Here is a 1,614-nt window from a genome sequence, read left to right on the forward strand (position 1 = left end):
TAGCATTACAGTTGCATTTTTGACTTGATATGAGCGCGCCGTGCGGCAGCCTGATGCGCTCGTCTCCAGCATGACCAGGCGATGATGTAGGCGGGCTGGATACGACGCTGGGCCAGCTTGTTGGCGATCCGCCGGACTTCCTGGATCGACCAGCGGATCAGATCCTGATGGTCGGCATCCTTAGTCTTTTTGGGGGCGTCGCGTGGTTGGCGCGATATCGGATCACCGCCATCATGGCGAAAGCGAGCATCACGAGCGAGACGTGGCGATGCCAGCCATGCCATGATCGCGTTTCGTTGTGATCGAGGCCGAGCTCGTTCTTGGCGGTTTCGAAGCTGTCTTCGATTGCCCAGCGATGACCTTCGACGGAAACAAGCGCCTGGATGCCTGTCCCGGCGGGGCACCAGGTTGTGAAGAAAGCGAGATCGCCGTCGCTGATATTGCGGCGGATCAGAAGGCCCCGGGTCCAAAGTCCCGATTTCGTCTCATCATATTCATCAGCTTCGAGATCGGCGAGTTCACAGTAAGCCCAGTCATGAAGCCGCGCGCCCTTGGTTCCCTCGCCAGCAGACAGGCGCTGCCATGCATCGGGCGCAAGATCGCGGGCAATCTCCTCCGCTTTGCCCGCGACCATGGGCTTGCCTGCCCATGAACCGAAGTAATGATCGGATTTGACCCCGAGAACATAGCCTTTACAGGCTCGGCGCAGCGCGCCCTCGATGTCGCCAACGCCGTATACCGCATCGGCCGCCACCCAGGAAAAAGGCACATCTGCTGCCAACGCGCGCCCTATCATATCGACAGCCAAAGCCGGTTTGGTGGCGAAGGCGATGGTCTCGGGAACGTGTGTGGCAGCCAGCCTTGCTGGATCGCCGGTCCAACTCTTGGGCAAATAAAGCGCACGATCGATAAAGGCATGGCCCTGTGCCGATACATAGGCGGCGAACACCCCAATCTGACAGTTTGTGATCTTGCCCGCCGAGCCGGTATATTGACGCGCAACACCACAGGATGCCTTGCCCTGCTTGAGGAACCCGGTCTCATCAATGACCAGAACGGCGTCCTGTGTGCCGAGGTTTTCGACAACATACTCCCGCACAATGTCGCGAAGCCCGTCCGCGTCCCAGCGCCCCCGGCCCAAAATGGCCTGCTGTCGCCAAGGCCCCGGATCACCCGCCGCCTCTGCGCGCATCCAGCCCGTCTTACGGCGCTCGTCACCCAGCAAACCATCCAGGAAAAGGTTCGCTGAGGCTGCAACTCGTTCCTGCGTGAACAGGTCCCGCATCCGAGCCTTCACGTCGCGAAGCGACGATGCCCATAGCTCCAGCGTGGTCTCAATCGATGCACCCGTCATCCACGGCCTCCTTACCATGGAGACCCATTGATTCAGAGTTTCAATCAATATGCAACTGTAATGCTAGGACGTAAACTCATAAACAGCACCATCGAGGTTTGAGGCAAAATGGCTCAGCGCAAGGAGGCAGGGCGAAGGAATATGTCGATATTTCAAGGCCTGTCGACGCGGCGCTGGGCCTTTTTGGTCAAATCCCTTCGGGACGCCGGAATGGCTTCCATCTCGAACCGAAGCGGCCTTGGAAGGGCAACCAGCCCTTC

2 protein-coding genes are annotated in these 1,614 nt (G+C 59.1%); both read right to left on the reverse strand.

What is annotated here, in order from left to right:
- Nucleotides 1–157: 157 nt before the first annotated feature.
- The gene (locus LH128_RS30665; RefSeq protein ID WP_083910380.1) at nucleotides 158–1,372 is read right to left on the reverse strand and encodes an IS701 family transposase; all 1,215 of its coding nucleotides are present in this window, start codon (nucleotides 1,370–1,372) and stop codon (nucleotides 158–160) included.
- 45 nt (nucleotides 1,373–1,417) lie between these two features.
- Nucleotides 1,418–1,614: hypothetical protein (locus LH128_RS34920; RefSeq protein WP_327195336.1), on the reverse strand; the 197-nt coding region annotated here is incomplete at its 5' end.

Source organism: Sphingomonas sp. LH128, assembly GCF_000293195.2.
Lineage (GTDB): Bacteria > Pseudomonadota > Alphaproteobacteria > Sphingomonadales > Sphingomonadaceae > Novosphingobium > Novosphingobium resinovorum_A.